Origin of the sequence: Clostridium sp. UBA5988, from assembly GCF_002435615.1 — a bacterium.
Lineage (GTDB): Bacteria > Bacillota > Clostridia > Clostridiales > Clostridiaceae > Clostridium_J > Clostridium_J sulfidigenes.
Genome location: NZ_DJBA01000059.1, coordinates 33,440 through 55,748 on the forward strand (window position 1 = coordinate 33,440; position 22,309 = coordinate 55,748).

Consider the following 22,309-nt stretch of genomic DNA (forward strand, 5'->3'; position numbering starts at 1 on the left):
TTCATCCAAAGTAAATTTTAACATATATTTATATTTTTATTAAATTTTTATTACGAATAGATGAACGACCATCTATTGGTTTTTTTAATGCTTATGTAACCCTAGTATATAAAATCTTTATATTTAATTCTCTATGATATAATAATCTAGGAAAAAATGTTTATTTTAAAACTTTAATTAGATATAAGATATAGATTTTAGGAGGTAATTATGAGAAAAGTATATTTAGATAATGGTGCTACATCCTTTCCTAAGCCTAATTCTGTAGCTGAAGCTATGACAAATTATATTGTTAATGTAGGTGGAAATGTAAATAGGGGTAGTTATGATAGCTCCTTTAATGCAGAAAACATAGTCTATGAAACTAGAGAACTACTCTGTGAACTATTTAATTTTTCAAAACCTGAAAATGTAATTTTTACTAGCAATATAACTCATAGTCTTAATGTTATTTTAAAAGGATTTTTAAAGGCTGGTGACCATGTGATTACTTCTTCTATGGAACATAATGCAGTACTTCGCCCTTTAAACGCCTTACAAAGTAAAGGTATAGAGCACTCTGTAGTACCTTGTAATTCCCTAGGACAGTTAAATCCATCTGATTTACATAAATATCTTAAGCCTAATACTAAAGCTGTAGTAATGACTCATAGCTCTAATGTATGTGGAACTATTATGCCCTTTGAAGAAATAGGACAGTTCTGCAAGGCAAACAATATTTGCTTCATTGCAGACACAGCACAAACAGCTGGATCAATTCCAATAGATATGAAGAAAATGAATATAGACGTTTTATGTTTTACTGGTCATAAGGGACTTCTTGGACCTCAAGGTATAGGTGGGTTTTTGATAAAAGATGAATTAGCTAAAATAACTACTCCTCTTATAGAAGGTGGTACTGGTAGCTTCTCTGAATATGAAATTCAACCTGATTACATGCCTGATAAATTTGAAGGTGGTACTCCAAATATACCTGGAATATTTGGCTTAAATGCAGCCTTAAAATATCTAAAGGAAAAAGGACTTAGTAGTATAAAAGACCATGAAATGAAATTAACTAAACTATTTTTAGATAACATTAAGGATATAAAAGAAATTAAAATTCTGGGACTACCCTCTGCTGAAAATAGGACTTCTGTAGTATCCATTGATTTTCCTAAGGGTGATAATGGTCAAATATCCCATATGCTATCCAAAAACCACGGCATATCTGTGAGATGTGGGCTTCATTGTGCACCATCAGCTCATAAGACCTTAGGCACTTTTCCTAACGGAACAGTAAGATTCGCCTTTGGCTCCTTTAACACTGAAACTGATGTATCATATGCTGTTAATGCTATTAAAGAAGTAATTGCTTCATCAGATAATAACACTCTATGTTTTTAACAAACCAGATAAGTTATACAAAAGTATAAAACAAGTTATCATGTATATCCATAGTGCAATAATAATATATATTATTATGGTTAACCTAAATTTAACTTAACTCATCTTTAAATTTACAAGTGTTAGACATATAATTTATTTATTTAGTATATGTAATAAAACATAGATATTTGAGGTGCCTATATGGATTTTGTAAATGATTTTTTAAATACAATAATAACTACTATACAAGGATTTGGATATCCTGGTGTATTCCTAGCAGTATTTTTAGAATATTCCTGTTTCCCATTGCCTAGTGAAGTACTGTTACCTTTTATAGGTCTTTTAGCTTCTTATGGTAACTTTAGCTTTATTGGAGTTATTCTTCTTAGTACTGGGGCAGGATTAATTGGTTCAACTCTTTGCTATACCATTGGATACTTTGGAGGTTCTCCTATAATAAATTGGCTTTGTAGTAAATCATCTGGTGCAAAAAAGAGTTTCAATAAGTTAGATTTATTCATTGATAAGTATGGAAAACCTGCTGTGTTTCTAAGTAGATTATTCCCTTTAACTAGAACTTATATATCTCTAGCTGTAGGAGCTGTAAAAATGAGTTATTCTCAATTTATATTATACTCCCTTGGAGGTATAACTATTTGGAACATAATTCTTATATCTTTAGGATATTTTTTAGGTGAAAATACTGACCTAATTCAAAAGATTTTAAAAGATTATTCTATTGTAGCTATAGCTATTCTAGTAATTTGTTTTGGATTCTTAGCTTATAAATTTATGAAAAAAAGAAAGAATTCCTTGGAGTAATTTTAAAGAGGCTATGTGAAAATAATTATTCTCATAGCCTCTTTTTAGATTAATTAATAATTTTTAATACTTAATTCCATCCCAATACATGGTTTCTTGAACAACAGTTTTATCAGAAAGCTTAACTCCCTCCATTGCCCACTTTTTAAATTCTGGGAAGCCTGTTCTATCTACAATATATCCTATATGTTCCTTACCACCTGGTGCATCCTTATCTATATACTCCTTAACATAGCTGTAGGTGTTACAGATTATTTTTATTATACTCTCTTCGTCTACCCAAGCTATAAAATCCTTAGCTAAACGTGGATTTTTCTTTCCTGTTCTACCTAAAAGTACAAGCTTATAATATTTTTCTCTGCTTCTAGTCCATGCATCAGTTGGACATGCTATTACACACTCTCCACACCCTATACACTTCTTATGATCACGCTGGATTTTGTAGTTATTCATGGTTAATGCTCCAGTGGACTTCTTTGTACATGCTCTTACACAAGCTCCACAGGATACACATTTATTCATATCATATTGAGGTTCCGTCATCCCTATTATTCCAAAATCATTTAGTCTAACTTTTCCACAGTCATTAGAACATCCTGTTAAAGCTACTTTGAAGTGTAAATCATTGGGGAAGATGGCCTTTTCTATCTTCTTTGCAAATTCCGTTGTATTGTAATTAGCATATGGACAGATATTGTTTCCTACACAGGCAGATATATTTCTAGTTCCAGCTGCAGAGTAACCCTTTCCTTCATCTCTTTGATTAATTTCTAATCCTTCAATGATTGGTTGCAATAATTCATTTACTTTATCCATATCTTCAAAGCTAATACCTGGTACTTCAAAGCCTTGCCTCATAGTAATGTTTACAGTTCCATCACCGTATTTTTCTGCAATCTCTTGAATCATGGCTAAATATTTAGCATCCATCTTTCCCCCTGGAACACGAATTCTTGATGCTGTATATCCCCTTCTTTTTGTAACCCTAAATGCATTCTTTTTTAGGTTTTTAGTATTTATATCCATGTAATTCACCTCCAATTAATCTATTAACTCTTTGCCCTTTGTATAGTTAAACACAGGTCCATCTAGGCATATATACGTATCATCTATCTTACAATGTCCACATTTTCCAATACCACAGCACATTTTTATCTCTTGAGAAATCCAAATATTTTTTTCTGGAATTCCTCTTTTTAAGAATTCTGCCACAGTAAATTTCATCATAATTGGTGGTCCTACTACAACTACTTGTACATCATTAATATCATCTATCTTCATATCTGGAATGTACTTAGTCACCATTCCAACATTTCCTCCGTAGCTCTCCTCTGCCTTATCTACAGTAAGAATTAATTCCATGGTGTTATCCCATCTCTTAATATCTTCTTTAAATAAAACATCTTCAGGAGATTTAAATCCACAAATTAGAGAAAACTTTTTAGCATCCTGTGGATTATTACCAAAATAGTCCACAATTCCTCTTACTGGAGAAAGTCCTGTACCTCCAGCTACTACAATAACTTCATGCCCTTTATAATTATCTATATCGAAACCATTTCCATAGGGTCCTCTTAAAAATAATTTATCACCTACATAGTTACTAAATATTTCATCAGTAACCTTTCCTACCTTACGTATTGTTAAATCAACAGTTCCTTCTCCAATACCACTTACTGATATAGGTGCTTCTCCATATTTAGGTATTGATACTTCAAAGAACTGTCCTGGTTTCACATCACCAATATAGCTCATTCTAAAGGTATACTCAATTTCTGTATGCTTTATTACTTCCTTTATTTCTGAAATAAAAGGTATATATTCATTCTTATTCATCTATTTCACCTCATCACATGCTGATTGCAATTTATTAATACAGTTACTAAATGAAATGTATTCTGGGCATATATCATCACATCTACCACAGCCTACACACATATGGTAACCCCATTTTTTCTTGTAATCATATACTTTGTGTAGCACCTTAAAACGCATTCTTTGACCCTTATTTTGTCTGAAGCTATGTCCTCCAGCCATATCAGTAAATCCATCAACTTGACAGGAAGACCATACTCTTCTACGTTCTCCTACATTTTTATTATCTTGATAGAAAATATCTTGCATAGTGAAGCAAGTACATGTAGGACAGACAAAATTACAACGACCACAAGCAATGCATCTTTGATTATATTCCTCCCACATGGTGGATTTCATAACATCTAGACTAAGTTCTTCTGGAATGTTAACGGTAACATTATTTTCAGAAATAAATTTAGGTTCTACCTCTAAAGTCTCAGCCTCTTTTTTCTCTAATAAAATGTCAAAAGTTTCACATTTACTATCAAAGTAAACTTCATGATTTTCTAACCTAATGTATCCATCATAATTATTTGATTTATTAGTTCCCATATCTACACAGAAACAATTTTCAAAGGTTCTTTCACACCCCATCAATATGAATTTTGTATTCTCTCTAAGTCTTTTGTAATAGTAATCTTCAAAGCCATTTCTTAAGTATATATCATCCATTCTTTTTACAGCATGTAAGTCGCAACTTCTTAAAAACACTATTGACCCTTTAGATTTAGGGGCTGCTTCCCTTACTTCATCTTCAGTGAAATAAAGTAGAGTTTCAGATTGTGGTAATAACACTTCCTTAAAGGAAAAATGAGATTTTTCATCAAATACTATATCTTCAACCTTTGATATTTGCCCATATCTAACTCTGTCTGTATCGGAAAAGTTTGCACCACCTTTAATTAGTATAGGAGCATATATTATATACTCTGATGAAAGCTCTTTTAAAATTTCATTGAATTTTTCTAAATATAATTTGTAACCCATAATTCACCTCTAATTTACTTTTTTTCTTGATATAATGTAGTATGGAAGAGCTACGAAGAAAATACCTCCAACCATATTACCAAGTGTTACAACTAAAATATTATATATATATCCACCTATGGTGACATAAGCATCAAAAGGTGATAATAAACCTATTGTTAATACTGTCATATTAGCGATACTGTGCTCAAATCCTACTGTAATAAAAATAAATAAGCACCAAAATATCATAATTAATTTTGCTACTTCTTCTTTGCATTTAAATCCACACCAAACTGCTAAACACACTAATATATTGCAAAATACTCCACGGAAAAATAATGGTATAAGTGGTATTGTCATTTTTATTTCTGATGCCTTTGCAATGTATTCACCGACACTACCTGTAGCCAAACCTGATAATTTAAACATTACTCCTGCTATAATTGAACCTAGTAGATTTCCTAAAAAACATACTAACCATAGCTTCATAGTACCCTTCCATGGTACATCCTTATTTAAGGATGCTGATGCTAGTACAAAGTTATTTCCTGTAAATAATTCTCCCCCTGCCATTATAACTAGACTCAATGCTCCACCAAAAGCTAATCCCATAACAATTTTTACAGCACCTGAACCTGCTGATGTCAGTTGACCTCCTATGGTAAAGATAAGAATAGAACCTAATCCTATAAATAATCCTGCCAACATAGAAGAAATAAAATATCCTATAGGGTTTTCATTTAACAATTGCATCTTTGTTTTACCAGCTGCACATACTTTGTTAAAATCTCCACAAACCATAATAAATCCCTTCCCTCTTTTATAATTATAGCTTCATTATAGGCTTATAAAATTTAAAGCACCGTGATAAAAATCACGGTGCTTTAAAATATTCTAAAAGTTTTTCTTTATTTTTTATTATAAATTTTTTATTATTGTATTCAATTAACCCCAATTCACTAAGTTCTTTACATGCCCTTGATATGGTCTCCCTTTGTGCTCCAAATAAGTCTGCTAGATAGGTTATACTAATCTCCATGTCTATTAATATACCATTGTCATTAGCTACTCCATAATCCCTACCTAGTTTCCAAAGCTTTGATGCAACTCTCTTTCCCATATTTAAAACTCCAGTAGTATTTTTAAATTGTCTATACATTCTTCTTACTTTTAAAGATAAAGATGACAGTACCATTTTTGTAAACTCAAAGTCTGATTCCATGACTTGTAAAAGCTCCACGGTGTTACAATACATTATTTGAGAGTCCTCTATGGTCTCACAATTTATAGATGCAGTAGAACTTTGTAATATAACTTCATTTATAAGCTCACCTGGCCCCAATATAAATATAACCTTTTTTTGACCCTTTTCATTGAACTTATATAATGATACCTTTCCCTTTAATACTATGTAGATATTATCTACAATATCCTTATCTCTAAATAATACCTTTCCCTTTTCATACCTAGTAACTCTAGTAATATTAGATAACTTTCTTAAAGTATTTTCATCTATGTTATTAAACCCTGGGAGCTCTTTTAAATCTTCTAAATTAACGTATCTCATTTTCTAAATTACCCCAATCATTTTTTTAATTAATTTCCTTCTATTTACTTCAGAAGGATTTTCCCTATTTTTTGTCCTTTTAAGTTCTATACTTTAATTTATATTTTTAACAGCCTCTATTATATAGTATATATCTTTAACCATATAAACTACAAAATTCTATATTAAATTAAGAAAGTTATCTAAAAAAATAAAAAGTATACCCAGCTTCTAAAGACACTTAGGTATACTCACCAAAATAATAAGAAATGTAATATATCCTACTATTATAACTATTCTTTTATATGACAAATGGAATTCTTCAAAGCCATAATAAATATTTCCTCTATAGCCTCTACTATTAATTCCATCCTTAATTTCTTTCCAACGTTTTAAAGTATTAATAAAAAGTAAAGCAGCAAGACTTCCTGAATCCTTAACCTTATTCTTAAAACCACCAAAGGCGCCTCTACATAACATACTCTTCCGTAATGTTTGAAATTCATCATCTATAAGTATTAAAAATCTCTCCATAGATTTTCCTATATCACAAATATCTCTAAGCCAACTTATCTTAGAGAATATATAAAATACATGATCTGTAGGTGTAGTTAAAGTTAAAAAACTAACGGATATCCCCCCAGACACCGCCTTTAATATAAGTATTAAAGTACTATACCATCCATAATCAAATACAAAGGTTATAGAAGAAACTAAAGCAAATAAAAAAGTTGCCTCTACAAAGTGCTTTACTATATGCATAGGATTCTTATAAACAATGTGAAGTACAAGAAAAAATATTATATTTATAACCAAAGGATAGCACCTAGTAGTAAAACTAAGTGCTATTATTGGTAATATACATAAAATTATTTTCTCTATAGGATGAATATTTGCTAATTTACTTAGCTTTGAATATGAAAGTACTGTCCTTAACATTCTTTCACTTTTCCACCTACATTAGTCTTAGCTCCCTTATTCTTTGAAGCTCCTTTTTTAACACCAATGTAATATCCTATGAATCCAGCCCCAATTGCTGCTTGTAAACAGAAAAGGAAGCTTTCAATTTCTCCTGATGGTGGTTCCCACATAGGCGCTGCCCAAGGCTCATAATCTCCATTTAATTCTTGGATTTTAACCTCAATTTCTCCATCGGCACCATTAAATTCACCATTTCTACCTAAGAATAAAGATCCTACCACAATTGCTATACATAATAAAATTAATCCTATATTTTTTTTCATATTATCTTACACCTCCAACTTCTAATAACTCCTCAGAGGCATGTTTTTCTATAAAGTCAAATATCATAACAGTTATTATTCCTTCTACTATAGCAAGTGGAACTTGAGTTATAGCAAATATTGATACAAACTTTATAAATGCCGCTGCAAATCCACCTGTAGTAGCTGGGAATGCAAGTCCAAGTTGAATGGATGTAACTAGGTATGTTGCTAAGTCCCCTAAAGTTGCTCCAAGGAATATTGCTAATTTTTTATTTTTATTTTTAAATACTTTATAAATTGCAAAGGCTACTATCGGTCCTGCAATACCCATTGATAAAACGTTAGCTCCTAAAGTTGTTAATCCTCCATGCGCTAGGAAAAGTGCTTGGAATAAAAGAACTACTATAGAAACCACAGACATAGCAAATGGTCCAAATATCATTGCTCCAAGACCTGTACCTGTTGGATGTGATGAACTTCCTGTAACAGAAGGTAATTTCATTGCTGATAATACAAAAGCAAAAGCCCCAATCAATGCTAATAGCATTTTTAAATCCTTGCTACTCATTGTTTTTTTTCTTATATCTCTAATTCCTAATGCTACAAATGGAATGCATGCTACAAAATAAAAAGCACACCAAGCCATTGGTAAAAACCCTTCTGCAATATGCATACCATAAGCTAATTTAGGCACTGTAAAGAATAGTGCTAATGCCCATATAAATACAAATGATTTTTTAGTAATACTTGATTTATTCATAATTTTTCCCCCTTATATTTAGTAAAAATGATTTAATTTAAATATAATACCGCTAGCAATGCTTATATTTAAATTTATATATACTTAACTGTAGCTAAATAATGTGATTATAAAGAATATACTTAACGTGCACTTTAAATATATTAGTATACAATCTATAACATAACTTTTTGTTTTGTATAATAAAAGTTACTCCCACCGTCACCCGAGTCTTTTATTACACTTTGAAATGTTACTAATAGTTTTTTTAGGCATCTAAAAATAAATAATAAGTCAAAGATGGGAAGTATATTTTGAGTTAGACAAGGAAACAGGTTCCGCAGATAGTAACACTATCTAAGGGTTCTGTTGACGCAGTATAACACAAAATAGACGAGCATTCTGACTTATTTATTTTTTGAAGATGCCTTATTGCTACAGATATAGTGACTTAATTTTTCTTCATCATTAAAGACAATGCCGTAATCCATGGTCTTTCTTTCTACTACAAAAACTTTAATTCCCATGTCTATGGCAGCCTTTATTTTTTCATAAGTTCCACCTTGTGGACCACTGTCCTTTGTTATTAAAGCCTTGCCATCATATTCTTTTATAAAGGCTTTATTTAGTTCATAGCCTATAGGTCCTTTTATGAATATCAAATCCTCTACTCTAACACCTAACGCAAATACTTCCTCCATAACTTTTAAAGAAGGTAGCACTCTATGAACTATTCTATTCTTAAGTTTTAACTCTAGTATCTTATCTATATTTCTACTTCCTGTAGTATTTAAAATACATCCATCTATATCTTTTAGGGCTTCTCCTAATTCTTCATAGGTTGGCACCTCTATTATCAAATCATTTTTAGGTAACGTATCTAAAGTACTTTGTCTTTCATACCTTACATACTCAATTCCCATATCCTTTGCTATCTTCATAGCTGTTCCACTTATTTGAACTGCATAGGGATGAGATGCATCTACAATTACCCTTACACCACTTTTCATAAATAATGTTTTTAACTCTTCATAAACTAAAGGTTTATCATTTAATATTTTATATTTATAATCCACTAAAAGCTCTCCACCATAGGTTGTAGCTGTGGATACTAAAATGTTATCTGTATATTTATTTAGATGGGAAAGAATTACCTTTCCCTCTGATGTACCTACTATTAAAGCTATCATTGTAATTCTCCCCCTTAATGTCTACTTGTTTTCTAATTTATATCCTCTTGGAGTTATAAATAATCCATCTTTTATATAACTCTTAGTGTTTCCTATAATAACCATAGTCATCATATCTACTATAGAATCATCAAAGGTTCCTATAGTGCAAACTGTAGCTTCTTGACCTTCTCTTAAAGCATGCTTAACAATAGCAACTGGTGTATCTTCATTTCTATATTCCTTTATTATATCTATGGCTTCTCTTAAGTAATGAGGTCTTCCCTTACTCTTTGGATTATAAAGAGATATTATAAAATCCCCTTCAGCTGCAAGCTTAACTCTCTTCTTTATATCTTCATATGGAGTCATTAAATCACTTAAGCTTATGTTGCAGTTATCATGCATAAGTGGAGCTCCAACTATTGATCCTGCTGAAGATGATGCTGTAACTCCTGGGATTACCTCTACTTCTTCATCCTTTTTCATTTCAAGAATTAACCCAGCCATACCATAGATTCCCGCATCTCCTGTACTTACTACAGCTACCGTTCCTTCACTAGTTAATCTTAAAGCTTCCTGGCATCTTGCCTCTTCACCCATCATTCCTGTAGAATAAACTTTCTTACCATCTAAAAGTGGCTTTATCATTTCTATATACTTTGTGTATCCTACTACTATATCGCTTTCTTCTATAGCCTTTACAGCTTTAATTGTCATGTAATCAAGTCCTCCTGGACCGATTCCTACTACATATAATTTTCCCATTATTTTTCCTCCATTATCAGTAGACTAACTTTCCAATACAAAGGGTTATACCTTCAAAACTAATTTTATCTGTAAGTAACTCTCCCCCTGCTAATTCAACACAAGGCTCACATACCGCTCTCACACCTATAGATTTCTTAACAAAATCACTGCCCTTGTATTTATGTTCTATGCTTTCTATTTCTTTTAAAGAATGAATTTCCATGGGACAGTTTAAAAATTCACTTAAAGCAATTAATGCTCCTTCATTCTTTTTAACTTCCACTGTAGAAATAGTTTTTATGGCTCTTAAATCTATATTATATTTCTTTAAAGTATCCACAACAAAGTTTTTAACTTTGTCCTTATCCACATCTTTTCTACATCCCATACCTAATATGATGTTTCGCCTTATGAGCTTAAGGTGAATCAAGCCTTCAACAGGTGGCAAGTTATCCACATCTATTTTATTAGATACTGTAACCATACCCTTCATATCTCCTTCAGGAATTACATATCCCTTTGGCATTTTTATTTGGCCTTCATCATCTAAAAAACCAACCTTAGCTTTATCAACTAATTTAGCAGCTATATCTTTAGCTATTTTCATATCATCTATAATCAGGTTATTATTCTTAGCAATCATGTCTGGAGCATCTATTCCCATGGTATCTGTGGCTGTAGTTATAACTGGTGTAGCCTTAAGAATTTCTGACACTTTTAAAGCAAGTTCATTAGCTCCTCCAAGATGTCCTCCTGCAAGACTTATGGCGAATCTGCTTTCACAGTCTACTACTACCACTGCTGGGTCCTTATCCTTTCCCTTTAGAAAAGGTGCTATTCCTCTTACTGCAATGCCTGTAGATGAGATAAAAATTATTCCATCTACAGTATTCATAAGCTCTTCACATACAGATTTTAGTTTGAAGTTTTTGTTATTATAACTAGAGTAAAGCTTAAGCTCTAAAGTTTCACTTAGTTTTTTTGCAATATTATCTCCTTGTCTTGTTACAGACACCGCTGCTAACTTCATAACTCTCCTACTTTCTAGAATTGTACATTCTAAGAATTATTTTTGTCCTTCTCTAAACATATGAGTAAAGGATTTATCATATAGAAGACTCTTATCATAATCACAATTTATAAAGTCTCCTACTAATATTTGAGCACATTTAGTGATTCCTGCTTCTTTAACCTTTTCTGCTATATCATCTAAAGTTCCAATTATAGCTCTTTCATCTTCCCAAGTAGCTCTTTCAACTACAGCTATATTAACATTCCTTCCATAACCTTTTCTTAGCTTTGCAACTACCTTATCTATCATGCTAATAGAAAGGAATATAGCCATGGATGCACCAATTGATGCAAGTTTTTCTAAGCTTTCAGTTTCTGGTACTGGAGTTCTTCCCTCAACTCTAGTTAATATTACAGTTTGAGTTACTGATGGAAGTGTAAATTCCTTTTTTATTACAGATGCTGCTGCTGTAAATGAGCTAACTCCTGGAATTACCTTATACTGAATATTTAATTTATCAAGTTCATCCATTTGTTCTTTGATAGCTCCATATATAGCTGGATCACCTGTATGAAGTCTTACTACCATTTTGTTTTCTTTTTCAGCCTTATTCATAACTTCTATAACTTGTTCTAAAGTCATAGATGCTGAATTATGTATTTCACATCCAGCCTTACAATAATTCATATGCTCCTTGCTTACAAGAGAGCCTGCATATATAACTACATCTGCTTTTGTTAGTGTATCTCTTCCCTTTACTGTGATTAACTCTGCATCTCCTGGACCTGCTCCTATAAAATAAACCATTCTTCTTCCTCCTAATCTCTATTTGCTATTATAAGTGACATGTATTCTTTATTATCTAAAATATCTTCTCTCTTATGTAAAATCTCTTGCCCTTCTCTTCCAGCTTTTTTTATATATACATAGTTAAAGCCTTTTTCATCAAGAACGTCTAATACTTCTTCTTCTCTTTTATAGACCTTCATTATAACTACATACTTTTCATCCTTTATATCTGAAACTCTGCTAGCTGGGGTAATAAGTAATGGTTCATCACCTATAACTAATGGTTTTTGCGCAAGACTAGCACTAGCACAGAAGGAAGTTATTCCTGGAATTGTTTCAACTTCAAAGCCATGCTCTTCTATATATTTCAGTAAATATATATATGTACTATAAACAAAAGGATCTCCTAAAGTTAAGAAAGCTACATTCTTTCCTTCCTTAAGCTTCTCTTCTATAGCTTTAAAGGCTTCATAGATTTTTTCTTCTTGGTCTTCTCCACCCATTGGAAATTGCTTTATCATAACTTCTTTATCCTCTGATATAAAGTCCTCTGCAATGCCTAAAGCTATACTTTTTCCACCTTTCATAGCACTTGGTGAAACAATTACTTCACACATTTCTATAGTTTTAACCGCCTTTAAGGTTAATAGCTCTTTATCTCCTGGTCCTACTCCAACTCCATATAACTTTGCCATCTATTTCACTCCTCTATTTCTACTATAAAACAATATTTTTAATTCTTAACTATTTTCTATTGCTGTATTTCCTTATACTTCAAACCTACTATATGACAACATTTCTAATTCTTATAGGCCTCTACAATAAAAATTGGATTATATCCAAATAACATATAACTTTGGCCTCTTGTTTTACTTACGCAGGCTTGAGTACAGCTAATTTTCATGTTTAATTCTTTTAAAGTACTCATTGCTTTATATACATTATCAATGGTTATAAAATTTAAAACCATTACTCCATCATCTTCAAGAAGGTTATGGCACTTCTCAATTATTTTTTCAAGATTTCCACCACTACCTCCAATAAAAATACTATTAAACTTTTCCTTAATAGAGTCTAAAGCTTCTAAAGCTTCACCTTCTATAACCTCTAAATTATCACAATTAAATTTATCTTTATTTTTATGAATTACCTCTAAGGCTTCTTCATCTCTCTCTATTGCAACTACACTACCAGAAGTGCAAATCTTACTTCCTTGAATTGATATGGAACCAGTTCCAGCTCCTACATCTAGAAGTTTAGAATTTCCCTCTAAATTAAGTTTTGCTACACTTAAAACTCTAACTTCTTCCTTTGTCATAGGACAGTTTCCTCTTATAAACTCTTCATCTTTTATATATTTCATTTAAACTTCCTCCACTACAAAGACACTTAATGAAGAAAATTCCTTCTCCATTATCTCCTCTGGTGTACCTACTGTTATTTTCTCATCTTCATAGGATAAATTTTCTCCTACCCATATATTACAACTTATATTTTCTATAAATAGTTTGTTTGCTAAAACCTTAGGTGAATTTTTACTATCTGTTAAGAATATACACATGCTATTTTCTTTAACAACAGTTAAAAAATCTTCTTCTCTTCCATGGACACTGCCTAAAAATTTTCCATTCCAACTCTTCCCTATCTTGCTCATTAGATATTGAAAAGAGCTAAGTCCTGGTATTATCTCTATAGGCTCCTCTTTTATATTTCTCTTTATATAATCAGTAACTCCATAAAAACATGGGTCTCCCGATGCAATTATAGATATTTTCTTGCTCTTATTCTCTTCTACTATCTTCAAAATATCTGATAAAGACTTAACTGCTACTCTTTCAGTATTTATAAAATTTACACTTTCCAAAGCTCTAGAAAATCCTACTAACATATCACTATTTTCTAAAGTTTCAACAGCCTTAGGAAGTATATACTCCCTACTTCCTGGACCAAGTCCTACTACATAAATCATCTTTTCACCTCTATAATGTTGTAGCTAATATCTTAGGATTAGTTGCACCCCAATACATAACTACATCACATTTAAGTTCACCATAGCTATAAAGCTCCATTCTTTTCTTCACTTTATCTACAATAGTTTTATATATCTCACTATATTCACCCTTTAAAGCTTTTATAGCACCCTCTGTAGTCTTTTCATTATATATACTTCTAACTAAGTCATGTGGAGCTCCTGCTAATGCTAATTCTAATGCTATTACTTCTAGTCTTACATCACATACTCTACTGTGAGTGTTAAAGCTACCAGCAGATATCTTACATATTTTACCTATATGACCTATTATAATTATCTCTTTAACTCCACAGCTAACACAACATTCTATAGCAAATCCAACAAAGTTTGATATTATAGCCACTTGATCTATAGAATATCCCATAGACTCTGCAACCTTTTCTCCCATGTTTCCAAAGGCTAATATAAGAACCTTATTTTTTAAAGCCTTTTGAGTTATCTCAATTTTTATTGATTCTTTAATTGATTCTTCAGACATAGGATAAACAATTCCTGTAGTTCCTAATATGGATATTCCTCCTACTATATTAAGCCTAGGATTAAAGGTTTTCTTTGCTACTTCTTCTCCCCTTGGTACAAATATAGTAATAGTAACTCCTTCATCCTCTGGAAGCACACTACTTACCTCTTGCTCTATCATAAGTCTAGGTACTGGATTAATAGCAGCTTCACCCTTTTCAATATAAAGGCCTTCACCATTAACTACTCCTACACCTTTTCCACCTTTTAAAATATATCTTTCTTCACCCTTTTCAGCTCTTGCCCATATAGGTAATCCATGGGTAGCATCTATGTCATCTCCACCATCTTTTATAATGGAACATTCCACATAGTCATCACCAAAAATAACTTCATCTATTACTAAGTTTAAAATTATTCCCTTTGGTGTATTAATCTCTATCTCTTTAATTTTTTTACCAGTAAAAAGCATATAAGTAGCTGCCTTAGCAGCAGCTGCTGCACAGGAACCTGTAGTATAACCACATCTTAACTTTTTACCATTACTGTTAACATATAAATCTAGCATTCTAATACCTTCTTTATTATCTCTCTACTAACATATACATAAGAGCATTGACTATAGCTGCTGCTACTGCACTTCCGCCCTTTCTTCCTCTAACTGTCATCATATCTATATCTTTTAATTTTTCTATTTCTTCTTTTGATTCAGCTGCTCCTACGAATCCTATTGGAGCTCCTATAATAAATTTACAATTAGACTTTCCCGATTCAATAAACTCTTTAAGTTTGAATAAAGCCGTTGGAGCATTTCCAAATACAAAGAACTCTACTCCATCTCCTACTGCCTTTTCTACTGCAGCCATAGAACGAGTTATGCCTCTTTCCTTTGCAATCTCTGCAACTTCTGGTTCTGATACATAACATACAACCTTGCAATTTAACTTTTCTAAGGCTCTTTTATTTATTCCTGAAAGTGCCATATTAGTATCTGTATATATAGTTGTTCCCTTTTTTAGAATCTCTAGGGCTGTATCTATAGCATCATCTGTCATATAAACTAAATCCTTATATTCAAAATCTGCTGTAGTATGAATAACTCTCTTAATTATAGAAAGCTCTCTATCATGGAAATTATGAGGTCCCATTTCCTCTCCTATAATTTCAAAACTTCTCTTTTCTATGTCCATTGGTATTTTTATATAATCCATTTCTCCTCCTACTTAAGGAAATAACTTTCCCTTATAAATCTCTATTTTAAAATTACATCTACTTAATTAAGCTATTAAAAAAATCAATATTAGAAAAGAAATGTATATGTCCATAAGCTGCTAAAACATTATTTTTTACATACCCACACTTCCACTTCTTTGTGGTTCCATCGTAGGCTTTCTTTTCTAATTCATATATTTCTTCTTCTTTTAAATCTACCAGTGATTTATGGAATTCATGACAATTAATCATCATATCCTTTGGCACTATAGAATTTTTCTCTGATATCTTTATAGTTGCGTATCCAAAATTATTAAGTTTTCCAGTCATATATGATGTTCCATTAAAGAAACCTACTGTTTCAACTCCATCTATGCTCTCTGTAAGATACATAAGTCCACCACATTCTGCATAGCATTTTACTCCACTGTTTAAGGCTTTTCTAATACTATTTAACATAGATTTATTATAAGATAACTCTTCCTTGAATACTTCTGGGTATCCTCCACCTATATATATAAAATCTACATCCTTTGGAACTTCTTTATCTTTTAGGGGACTAAAATACTGAACGGTTCCAACCTCTTCCAAAAGCTCTATATTCTCTTTATAATAAAAACTAAAGGCTTTATCATAGGCTACTGCAATGTTTATATCTTTGTTTTCAGCGTGGAAATCTTCACTGTTAGTAGATTGAATATCTGAAGCTTTAAATTCTTCTATAAGACTATCTACATCTACATACTCTTCCATAAGGCTACTGCATAACTCTATCTTCTTTGATAAATCTTCAACCTCGCTACTCTGCACAAGGCCTAAATGCCTACTTTTTAAAGCTAACCTCTCATCCTTAGGTATGTATCCGAAAACTCTAATCCCCCTGCAATTTACTTCAATAGCTTTTTTCAAAAGTTTATAGTAACTTTCACTAATATTATTAAGTATTATCCCTACTATGTTCACATCTTCATAATTTCGAAGTCCTTCTATTTCAGCACATAAAGTTGCTGATTGAGCTTTAGGAGATAATACTAATACCACAGGCAAATCTAAAGTTCTAGATACATGAGCTGTAGAAAAACTAGTATCTATACCTTTTCCATCATAAAGTCCCATAACTCCTTCAATGATTCCTAGATCACCCTCACCTCTTAGATAACTCTCCTTAACCCCTGATTCTCCCATTAGAAATAAATCTAAGTTTCTTGTAGCTACTCCTGTTATTTCTCTATGAAAGGCTGGATCTATATAGTCAGGTCCAACTTTATATCCTTGAACCTTATATCCTCTATCTATAAGAGTTTTCATAAGTGCTAATGTAACAGTGGTTTTTCCACCACCACTACTATTTGAAGAAACTATTATACTTTTCATAATTTACTCCTTTACGGTGTTTTCTTCGTATCTCCCAAATGAAGATATTTATTATCTATTACATCTTGTACATGATTCACATATATATGTCTAAACTTCTCAATCTCACCCAAACCATGAAGATATATGTCTACTTTAATTCCAGCTTCTTCTAAAATAGTCTTCCATGAATCTTCTTCATCAGAAGCCATATCATTAGTTGCATGGTCTCCAGCTACTAGCATAAGTGGTGCTAACTTAACGTGATCAATACCTTCTCTTTTAAGAATTTCTACTATCATATCTACGGTAGGATATCCTTCTACTGTTCCAACGTATACATTATTATAATTTAAGTAAGTAAATACGCTTTGAAGTGCTACAAAGGCTGAGTTAGCTGGATGATTACTTCCATGTCCCATAAATACCATGGTCTTATCTTTTGGTATAATTTCTTTTATAGCATCTATAAACACCTCATAATCATTAGGTGTTTCTTCCCCTCCTTGAAAGTGAAGGGCTGGTCTACCTACTTTTATTGATTTAAATTTATTACTCCCTCTAAACTTATCAACTACTAATCTAACATATTGGAACTCTTCCCCTGGTATTATATGGAGTGGTTGAACTATAACTTCTTCATAGCCTTCTTTGTATAGTTGCTCTAAAGCTTCCTCCGGGGTAGGTACAATTATTCCATCTCTATTTTTTATTTTTTTAATTATCATATGGGCTGTAAAAGCTCTCATAACATGATACTCTTTAAATCTTTCTCTTATTTCATCCTCAATTTTCTCTATAGTTAATTTTAATGTATCCTTATAAGTAGTTCCAAAACTTACTACTAATATAGCCTTTTTCATTTTAGTTCCTCCAAATTTAATAAATTAGTGCAAAATAAAACCTCTACCTAAAAGGTAGAGGTTAAAATTCAATTTAACTCATAACAGAATTATAATTTGTAATAAATATACAAACTAAACTATTAACTCCCTTCCCTCCGAAGTGTCATATCTATGCTTTAGGCAGGTCTCCTGACTCACGTATCATCCTCCATCTCACCTTCCCAGAAATACACTCCAGTGGTTTTTCTATGAGATTTCGTCTTCGTACACAGTAGCGGGGGCTGTAGTGGACTTTAACCACTTTCCCTATTAAACATAATGTACCTAAAACTATACTTTATTCAATTTAAATCAACATATTATTTACCATTTCTCTTTAATCCAATTTAATTATACCCTATGATTTAATTTAATTCAATATGAATATACTAGTATTTATAAAATAGTATAATATATTCATGCTAAAATAATGATATACTATTTAAATAGTATTATACAACAGTAATAATTATTCTAATTTTTAATATATTTTATATGAGGTAAAGATATGTTTTTTGTTTATATATTAAGATGTAATGACAATACTTTATATACAGGATGGACAACTGATTTAAACAAAAGGCTTAAATGCCATAATAGTGGTAAAGGAGCTAAGTACACCAGATGCAGATTACCTGTAGAAATTGTTCACTATGAAAATTTGCCTGACAAATCTTCAGCTTTAAAAAGAGAATGTGAAATAAAAAAACTTTCCAGATCAGAAAAGCTTATTCTTATAGAAAACACCATAAATAGCACGGAGGGAAATCAATGAAAAATATAAAGTCTTCTTTTGCTTTGCTTTTTAAATGGATATTTAGATCAATTTTATTAATACTACTTGTTTATTATTCATTTTTAAAAACTGATAATAATTCAAATTACATCAGCAATATTCTATTAATTCTTATCACATCCTTTATACCAGATATAATTTTAAATATATTTAAGGTTAAATTATCTAGTTTACCTGACTTTTTATTGCAATTCTTTATATTCTTAGCTCTACTCTTAGGTAGGATGTATAATATGTACTCAATACTACCTTGGTGGGACATATTTCTTCATTTTACTTCTGGGGCTCTTTTAGGGTTTTTATCTTTAATAATTTTAAAACCTCTTATAGGTGAAAATAATATCAAAACCCTTCCACCATTATTCATAGGGATGTATATATTACTCTTTACTATTTCTGGCGCTACACTGTGGGAGTTCTGGGAATTTGCAGGAGATCAACTATTAGGGTTTGATTCTCAACTTAATAGTCTTACGGATACTATGACAGATATGATAAGTGGTTCTTTAAGTGGTGTTATATTATCTATAATGGGATTTTTACACATTAAAAATGGTTCATATAAGTTTTTAGATAGATTTATTAATGCCATTAAAAAATCTCATAAATAAACCTAAAGACTTTCATTATACAGTTAAAAGACCAAGGTCTTAAAAACCTTGGTCTTAATTATTTAAGTTCTATGCGATTTCTGAATTACATTCAGCTTCATTTTCTTTCATTAATCTTCTTATAAGTTCTAGTAACTCATTTGTTGAATTTGATTTATCAAAAGTCATACAACTTTCTTTAATCTCTCTTAATTTGTTTTTGTCCTTAATTAAAGCCTCTATAGCTTCAGTGCAATTATCACCTCTGCCTATAGATATAGACATGCCATGATCTAATAGAAACTTTGCATTTGCTTCTTCTTGTCCAGGTATTGCATCAAAAGTAATTAAAGGAAGATTTGCTGCTAACGCTTCTGATACTGTAAGCCCTCCTGGTTTAGTAATTAAGACGTCTGCTAAGTTCATATATCTATGAACTTCATTGGTAAACTTAATAAGCTTTGTCTGTTTTTTACTAAACTTAATCTGTTCCTTAATTTTATTATATAGTCTTTTATTATTACCCGTTAGAATTATAATTTGAAAATCCATAGGAATATTATTTATATTCTTATATATTTTTTCTATATTATATACTCCGAAGCTCCCAGCCATGACTAACACGGTCATTTTATTTTCACTTAATCCCAGCTCATCTAACAGTATTTTTTTATCATCTTCATCTTGATGAAAAAAACCATCATATACAGGTATTCCATAAGGATGAACTTTTTCTGGAGGAACTCCTCTATCTATCATACCTTCTACCATGTCTTCACATGCTACACAATATTCATCTACATTAGGTTTTATCCATGTTTTATGTGGTGCATAATCAGTCATTATACATATTGATGGCACCTTTATACTTTTATTTCCCTTTAATATAGAAATCATTTCTGTAGGAAAGGGATGAGTAGTTATGATTACATCTGGAGCAAATCCTTCTATTAAGGGTATTAATTTTTTCGAAAACAAATAAATTAACTTTGTTACTAAACATGTTAAAACCCCAGACTTGTCCGTTAAACTATATATATTTTTATATAAGGAATTTAAATACTTTGCCAGTACTATATATCCCTTAGTTACTATTTTATTTATAAATGGATTAACATACTCTAAGGTATCCACTACTTTTACTTTAGCACCTAACTCATTTTCTAAAATATATGATTCTAAAGCCTTTGATGCTTTTAAATGTCCTCCACCAGTAGATGCAGATAAAATAAGAATATTCATATTTACAATCCTCTCTCTATTTACTTCACATGGTCTTATGTAGTAAATTTAACTATTCTATTTTACCACACCTATTATGCTTTAGTCCAATTAATTAAATCTAACATAATCCATTTAAAATTATAAACATTTCATATACTTTTATTATCAAATATAAATTTGATAATATATTCATCGTGATACTGTCTTAGAATAAAATATATTCACTATAAATAATTAATATTACTTATACTTCTCTATAGATAGCTCTAACACTACGGATAAAATATTCTTTTCTATTGTATTTAAAACTTCTATCAATGTATCTACACAGGTTTCTACTTTTTCAGAAGTAGTACCGTAGTTTTCTCTATCTTTTAATTCTACTACTATTGTTTGGCATAACTTAAGTACATTTTGTGCATATTCGTTTATCTTTTTGTCATTAATATACCCATTTACAAATTTATAATTATTTATAATCTCTTCAAATTCTATTATAAATTCATCTCTATAATAGCTTTCTACATTTATCCAATTAGGTATTGTGTTATTTTTAATTTTATCTCCAAAGACTTTAATTTTTTTATTTAGTTCAAATAGCTCCTTATAACTTTTTATTTTATCGTTATTAATATCTATAGCACGTTCTTTCTTAGATTTTTTTCTCTCTTCCATAATTAGTTTTCTCATTATTAATAGAGATATACCTCCACCAAATGCTGCAGATATTAATGGCACTATTATTCCTAACATCCAAGTTGCCTTGTCCATAAATAAATCACCTCAAATATAATATTCGTTCCAAATATTACATTTCTGAATGAAATTAGTCTTCATATCTTTTTCTATGTTTAATCATTATTTCATTTAATATATCACTAGTACTTTGTGGTGTATATGTTATAGCATTAGCCCCAGCAATTATAGTTTCACGTATGCTCTCATCTGTAGGACCTCCTGTTGCTATAATAGGTACATCTGGGTACTTACTTCTTATATGTCTAACAATATTAGCAGTTTCTTTAGCTCCTGATACATTAAGTATAGTTGCTCCTGATGCTATTCTTCCATCTATATCATCTTTTTCTGAAACAACGGTAACTAGTATTGGTAAATCTATAGTTTCTCTCATCCCTGCAATAACATCATTGCCTATAGATGAATTAACTACAACCCCCATAGCCCCCTTAAATTCAGCATCCAATGCTAGATTTATTACCCTTTTACCTGTAGTAATAGATCCACCTACCCCACAAAATACTGGGATATCTGATGCTAGTAATAGTGCTTCAGTTATTCTAGGTTGAGGCGTAAATGGATATACTGCAATAACAGCATCTGCATTAGTATTTCTTATAACTGCTACATCAGTTGAAAACACTAAAGATTTAATTCTTTTCCCAAATATAACAATTCCAGTAGCGTCCCTAATAACCTTAGGTAACTCAATCATATGACTTCTTAGTAAACCTTTAAATTCTGGCACACGTTTTTCCATAAAATTTCTCCCTT

At 31.2% G+C, this 22,309-nt stretch carries 26 protein-coding genes and 1 riboswitch; of the genes, 4 read left to right on the top strand and 22 right to left on the bottom strand.

Annotated features, from left to right (window positions below; genetic code table 11):
• Positions 1–210 precede the first annotated feature (210 nt).
• The gene (locus tag B3J31_RS13215) at positions 211–1,386 is read left to right on the top strand and encodes an aminotransferase class V-fold PLP-dependent enzyme (protein ID WP_346874097.1); all 1,176 of its coding nucleotides are present in this window, start codon (positions 211–213) and stop codon (positions 1,384–1,386) included.
• Between the two features lie 183 nt (positions 1,387–1,569).
• Positions 1,570–2,190 (top strand): DedA family protein, encoded by a 621-nt coding sequence (locus B3J31_RS13220; RefSeq protein ID WP_346868240.1) that lies wholly within the window; start codon positions 1,570–1,572, stop codon positions 2,188–2,190.
• Between the two features lie 63 nt (positions 2,191–2,253).
• On the opposite strand, the gene asrC is transcribed toward B3J31_RS13220, so the two are convergent.
• The 19 genes from asrC to B3J31_RS13315 all read right to left on the bottom strand — a co-directional run bounded on the left by asrC (position 2,254) and on the right by B3J31_RS13315 (position 18,166).
• Complete coding sequence (gene asrC, locus B3J31_RS13225) at positions 2,254–3,216, bottom strand: sulfite reductase subunit C (protein ID WP_346868241.1); 963 nt, start codon at positions 3,214–3,216, stop codon at positions 2,254–2,256.
• A 15-nt stretch (positions 3,217–3,231) separates the two neighbouring features.
• Entirely contained in the window at positions 3,232–4,026 is a 795-nt protein-coding gene (asrB, locus tag B3J31_RS13230) for an anaerobic sulfite reductase subunit AsrB (RefSeq protein WP_346874098.1), read from the bottom strand.
• Positions 4,027–5,034, bottom strand: a complete 1,008-nt coding sequence (gene asrA / locus B3J31_RS13235; protein WP_346874099.1) for an anaerobic sulfite reductase subunit AsrA — start codon at positions 5,032–5,034, stop codon at positions 4,027–4,029.
• Positions 5,035–5,043: 9 nt separating this feature from the next.
• The gene (locus B3J31_RS13240) at positions 5,044–5,817 is read right to left on the bottom strand and encodes a formate/nitrite transporter family protein (protein ID WP_150844101.1); all 774 of its coding nucleotides are present in this window, start codon (positions 5,815–5,817) and stop codon (positions 5,044–5,046) included.
• 73 nt (positions 5,818–5,890) lie between these two features.
• On the bottom strand, positions 5,891–6,583 hold the full coding sequence (locus B3J31_RS13245) for a cyclic nucleotide-binding domain-containing protein (RefSeq protein WP_150844100.1): 693 nt from the start codon (positions 6,581–6,583) through the stop codon (positions 5,891–5,893).
• A gap of 210 nt (positions 6,584–6,793) precedes the next feature.
• Positions 6,794–7,501, bottom strand: a complete 708-nt coding sequence (locus tag B3J31_RS13250) for a CbiQ family ECF transporter T component (protein WP_346874100.1) — start codon at positions 7,499–7,501, stop codon at positions 6,794–6,796.
• Positions 7,495–7,806, bottom strand: a complete 312-nt coding sequence (locus B3J31_RS13255; RefSeq protein ID WP_051823852.1) for an energy-coupling factor ABC transporter substrate-binding protein — start codon at positions 7,804–7,806, stop codon at positions 7,495–7,497. The genes B3J31_RS13250 and B3J31_RS13255 overlap by 7 nt, the downstream gene beginning before the upstream one ends.
• A 1-nt stretch (position 7,807) precedes the next feature.
• Positions 7,808–8,548 carry an energy-coupling factor ABC transporter permease gene (locus B3J31_RS13260; protein WP_346869738.1) on the bottom strand — a complete coding sequence of 247 codons (741 nt, stop codon included), beginning with the start codon at positions 8,546–8,548 and terminating at the stop codon, positions 7,808–7,810.
• A 386-nt stretch (positions 8,549–8,934) separates the two neighbouring features.
• A complete protein-coding gene (locus tag B3J31_RS13265; protein ID WP_346874101.1) occupies positions 8,935–9,717 on the bottom strand; it encodes a cobalt-precorrin-6A reductase in 783 nt (260 codons plus the stop codon).
• A gap of 21 nt (positions 9,718–9,738) precedes the next feature.
• Positions 9,739–10,464: a precorrin-3B C(17)-methyltransferase gene (gene cobJ / locus B3J31_RS13270; protein ID WP_035129681.1), complete on the bottom strand. Its 726-nt coding sequence runs from the start codon at positions 10,462–10,464 to the stop codon at positions 9,739–9,741.
• Between the two features lie 16 nt (positions 10,465–10,480).
• Positions 10,481–11,476, bottom strand: a complete 996-nt coding sequence (cbiG, locus tag B3J31_RS13275; RefSeq protein ID WP_346868248.1) for a cobalt-precorrin 5A hydrolase — start codon at positions 11,474–11,476, stop codon at positions 10,481–10,483.
• 36 nt (positions 11,477–11,512) lie between these two features.
• On the bottom strand, positions 11,513–12,265 hold the full coding sequence (gene cobM, locus B3J31_RS13280; RefSeq protein WP_150844096.1) for a precorrin-4 C(11)-methyltransferase: 753 nt from the start codon (positions 12,263–12,265) through the stop codon (positions 11,513–11,515).
• A gap of 11 nt (positions 12,266–12,276) precedes the next feature.
• Positions 12,277–12,942, bottom strand: coding sequence for a cobalt-factor II C(20)-methyltransferase (locus B3J31_RS13285; RefSeq protein WP_150844095.1), 666 nt, complete (start codon positions 12,940–12,942; stop codon positions 12,277–12,279).
• 104 nt (positions 12,943–13,046) lie between these two features.
• Positions 13,047–13,610, bottom strand: a complete 564-nt coding sequence (gene cbiT, locus B3J31_RS13290; protein ID WP_346874102.1) for a precorrin-6Y C5,15-methyltransferase (decarboxylating) subunit CbiT — start codon at positions 13,608–13,610, stop codon at positions 13,047–13,049.
• Positions 13,611–14,216 carry a precorrin-6y C5,15-methyltransferase (decarboxylating) subunit CbiE gene (gene cbiE / locus B3J31_RS13295; RefSeq protein ID WP_150844093.1) on the bottom strand — a complete coding sequence of 202 codons (606 nt, stop codon included), beginning with the start codon at positions 14,214–14,216 and terminating at the stop codon, positions 13,611–13,613. It abuts the gene before it with no gap.
• Positions 14,217–14,226: 10 nt separating this feature from the next.
• Positions 14,227–15,306 (bottom strand): cobalt-precorrin-5B (C(1))-methyltransferase CbiD, encoded by a 1,080-nt coding sequence (gene cbiD, locus B3J31_RS13300; RefSeq protein WP_346868250.1) that lies wholly within the window; start codon positions 15,304–15,306, stop codon positions 14,227–14,229.
• 16 nt (positions 15,307–15,322) lie between these two features.
• Entirely contained in the window at positions 15,323–15,949 is a 627-nt protein-coding gene (locus B3J31_RS13305; protein ID WP_346874103.1) for a precorrin-8X methylmutase, read from the bottom strand.
• 58 nt (positions 15,950–16,007) lie between these two features.
• Positions 16,008–17,324, bottom strand: coding sequence for a cobyrinate a,c-diamide synthase (locus B3J31_RS13310; RefSeq protein WP_346874104.1), 1,317 nt, complete (start codon positions 17,322–17,324; stop codon positions 16,008–16,010).
• An 11-nt stretch (positions 17,325–17,335) separates the two neighbouring features.
• A complete protein-coding gene (locus B3J31_RS13315) occupies positions 17,336–18,166 on the bottom strand; it encodes a sirohydrochlorin cobaltochelatase (RefSeq protein WP_035129695.1) in 831 nt (276 codons plus the stop codon).
• 144 nt (positions 18,167–18,310) lie between these two features.
• A riboswitch (cobalamin riboswitch) is annotated at positions 18,311–18,491 on the bottom strand.
• A gap of 204 nt (positions 18,492–18,695) precedes the next feature.
• On the opposite strand from B3J31_RS13315, the gene B3J31_RS13320 reads away from it, so the two are divergent.
• The gene (locus B3J31_RS13320; protein WP_346874105.1) at positions 18,696–18,962 is read left to right on the top strand and encodes a GIY-YIG nuclease family protein; all 267 of its coding nucleotides are present in this window, start codon (positions 18,696–18,698) and stop codon (positions 18,960–18,962) included.
• Entirely contained in the window at positions 18,959–19,594 is a 636-nt protein-coding gene (locus B3J31_RS13325) for a hypothetical protein (protein WP_346874106.1), read from the top strand. Before B3J31_RS13320 ends, B3J31_RS13325 begins: the two co-directional genes overlap by 4 nt.
• Before the next feature lie 69 nt (positions 19,595–19,663).
• Here the strand turns inward: B3J31_RS13325 and B3J31_RS13330 are convergent, their stop codons facing one another.
• The 3 genes from B3J31_RS13330 to B3J31_RS13340 form a co-directional block, all read right to left on the bottom strand.
• Complete coding sequence (locus B3J31_RS13330; RefSeq protein WP_346867141.1) at positions 19,664–20,815, bottom strand: MGDG synthase family glycosyltransferase; 1,152 nt, start codon at positions 20,813–20,815, stop codon at positions 19,664–19,666.
• A gap of 222 nt (positions 20,816–21,037) precedes the next feature.
• Complete coding sequence (locus B3J31_RS13335) at positions 21,038–21,568, bottom strand: hypothetical protein (RefSeq protein WP_150844086.1); 531 nt, start codon at positions 21,566–21,568, stop codon at positions 21,038–21,040.
• 55 nt (positions 21,569–21,623) lie between these two features.
• Positions 21,624–22,295 carry a hydrolase gene (locus tag B3J31_RS13340; protein ID WP_150844085.1) on the bottom strand — a complete coding sequence of 224 codons (672 nt, stop codon included), beginning with the start codon at positions 22,293–22,295 and terminating at the stop codon, positions 21,624–21,626.
• Positions 22,296–22,309 lie beyond the last annotated feature (14 nt).

What these genes read in the sequence shown, in the direction of transcription:
- asrC (WP_346868241.1), bottom strand. Translation starts at nt 3,216, where the DNA reads ATGGATATAAATACTAAAAACCTAAAAAAGAATGCATTTAGGGTTACA.
- asrB (WP_346874098.1), bottom strand. Translation starts at nt 4,026, where the DNA reads ATGAATAAGAATGAATATATACCTTTTATTTCAGAAATAAAGGAAGTA.
- cbiG (WP_346868248.1), bottom strand. Translation starts at nt 11,476, where the DNA reads ATGAAGTTAGCAGCGGTGTCTGTAACAAGACAAGGAGATAATATTGCA.
- cobM (WP_150844096.1), bottom strand. Translation starts at nt 12,265, where the DNA reads ATGGTTTATTTTATAGGAGCAGGTCCAGGAGATGCAGAGTTAATCACA.
- B3J31_RS13215 (WP_346874097.1), top strand. Translation starts at nt 211, where the DNA reads ATGAGAAAAGTATATTTAGATAATGGTGCTACATCCTTTCCTAAGCCT.
- cbiT (WP_346874102.1), bottom strand. Translation starts at nt 13,610, where the DNA reads ATGAAATATATAAAAGATGAAGAGTTTATAAGAGGAAACTGTCCTATG.
- B3J31_RS13325 (WP_346874106.1), top strand. Translation starts at nt 18,959, where the DNA reads ATGAAAAATATAAAGTCTTCTTTTGCTTTGCTTTTTAAATGGATATTT.
- B3J31_RS13245 (WP_150844100.1), bottom strand. Translation starts at nt 6,583, where the DNA reads ATGAGATACGTTAATTTAGAAGATTTAAAAGAGCTCCCAGGGTTTAAT.
- B3J31_RS13310 (WP_346874104.1), bottom strand. Translation starts at nt 17,324, where the DNA reads ATGAAAAGTATAATAGTTTCTTCAAATAGTAGTGGTGGTGGAAAAACC.
- B3J31_RS13305 (WP_346874103.1), bottom strand. Translation starts at nt 15,949, where the DNA reads ATGGATTATATAAAAATACCAATGGACATAGAAAAGAGAAGTTTTGAA.
- cobJ (WP_035129681.1), bottom strand. Translation starts at nt 10,464, where the DNA reads ATGGGAAAATTATATGTAGTAGGAATCGGTCCAGGAGGACTTGATTAC.
- B3J31_RS13255 (WP_051823852.1), bottom strand. Translation starts at nt 7,806, where the DNA reads ATGAAAAAAAATATAGGATTAATTTTATTATGTATAGCAATTGTGGTA.
- B3J31_RS13220 (WP_346868240.1), top strand. Translation starts at nt 1,570, where the DNA reads ATGGATTTTGTAAATGATTTTTTAAATACAATAATAACTACTATACAA.
- B3J31_RS13315 (WP_035129695.1), bottom strand. Translation starts at nt 18,166, where the DNA reads ATGAAAAAGGCTATATTAGTAGTAAGTTTTGGAACTACTTATAAGGAT.
- B3J31_RS13330 (WP_346867141.1), bottom strand. Translation starts at nt 20,815, where the DNA reads ATGAATATTCTTATTTTATCTGCATCTACTGGTGGAGGACATTTAAAA.
- cbiE (WP_150844093.1), bottom strand. Translation starts at nt 14,216, where the DNA reads ATGATTTATGTAGTAGGACTTGGTCCAGGAAGTAGGGAGTATATACTT.
- B3J31_RS13250 (WP_346874100.1), bottom strand. Translation starts at nt 7,501, where the DNA reads ATGTTAAGGACAGTACTTTCATATTCAAAGCTAAGTAAATTAGCAAAT.
- B3J31_RS13260 (WP_346869738.1), bottom strand. Translation starts at nt 8,548, where the DNA reads ATGAATAAATCAAGTATTACTAAAAAATCATTTGTATTTATATGGGCA.
- B3J31_RS13335 (WP_150844086.1), bottom strand. Translation starts at nt 21,568, where the DNA reads ATGGACAAGGCAACTTGGATGTTAGGAATAATAGTGCCATTAATATCT.
- B3J31_RS13240 (WP_150844101.1), bottom strand. Translation starts at nt 5,817, where the DNA reads ATGGTTTGTGGAGATTTTAACAAAGTATGTGCAGCTGGTAAAACAAAG.
- cbiD (WP_346868250.1), bottom strand. Translation starts at nt 15,306, where the DNA reads ATGCTAGATTTATATGTTAACAGTAATGGTAAAAAGTTAAGATGTGGT.
- B3J31_RS13265 (WP_346874101.1), bottom strand. Translation starts at nt 9,717, where the DNA reads ATGATAGCTTTAATAGTAGGTACATCAGAGGGAAAGGTAATTCTTTCC.
- B3J31_RS13320 (WP_346874105.1), top strand. Translation starts at nt 18,696, where the DNA reads ATGTTTTTTGTTTATATATTAAGATGTAATGACAATACTTTATATACA.
- B3J31_RS13285 (WP_150844095.1), bottom strand. Translation starts at nt 12,942, where the DNA reads ATGGCAAAGTTATATGGAGTTGGAGTAGGACCAGGAGATAAAGAGCTA.
- asrA (WP_346874099.1), bottom strand. Translation starts at nt 5,034, where the DNA reads ATGGGTTACAAATTATATTTAGAAAAATTCAATGAAATTTTAAAAGAG.
- B3J31_RS13340 (WP_150844085.1), bottom strand. Translation starts at nt 22,295, where the DNA reads ATGGAAAAACGTGTGCCAGAATTTAAAGGTTTACTAAGAAGTCATATG.